Annotated in this window: 1 protein-coding gene; it reads right to left on the bottom strand. The window is 76.5% G+C overall.

Going from position 1 to position 630, the window contains the following annotated elements:
* A partial coding sequence (locus ACI784_RS25245; protein WP_457015340.1) for a DUF222 domain-containing protein occupies positions 1-559 on the bottom strand: 559 nt, incomplete at its 3' end.
* Between the last annotated feature and the right edge of the window lie 71 nt (positions 560-630).

Genomic DNA, 630 nt, shown 5'->3' with positions numbered 1-630 from the left:
CGGTGAGGCCGCCGTCGGCGTGCCGGGCGAGCCACACCGCGCGGGCCTCGGTGGGATCGGGCTCGGCCCCGTCGGGCTCCAGCCGGGCCAGGTAGTGGCCGACCACCCGCCGCAGCACGGTGTAAGGCCGGCCCGCGGCCACCCCGGCCAGCACCCCGTCCACCTCGGCCAGGTCCACGCCCTGCTCGACGGCGGCGGCCAGCCGGTCGTCCTTGCCGATCGGGGCGATGACGGCGACCTGCTCGGCGCTGACGTGCCCGTCGGCGCACGCCGCGGCCACCGCCGACAGCTGGACCAGGGCGCGGCCGTTGCGCACCACCCGCCCGGCCTCGGCCGGCGACAGCCGCCCGTGCCCCCGCAGCCACGACTGCATGCTCTTCAGCCCGTCGTGCTCCGCCGCCCCGCTCACCTCGCACGCCCGCACGGTGCGGGAGACCTCCGCCGCCAGCCGGTTCGACGCGACCAGCAACCCGCGCAGCCGGTCCAGCAACTCCGCCGCGCCCAACGGCGCCAGCTCCTCACCGACCACGGCGTCGAGCACCGACGGCAAGCCGTCCACGACACCTCCCGCCGCCTTCGATCACGCGTTCGAAGTGTATCGCCACGAGAGGGCTCCGACCACCCGAATCC

The sequence above is a fragment of the Geodermatophilus sp. SYSU D01186 genome (assembly GCF_054050215.1).
The sequence above is the reverse complement of the archived record's forward strand: the minus strand, read 5'-3'. Positions and strand labels throughout refer to the sequence as shown.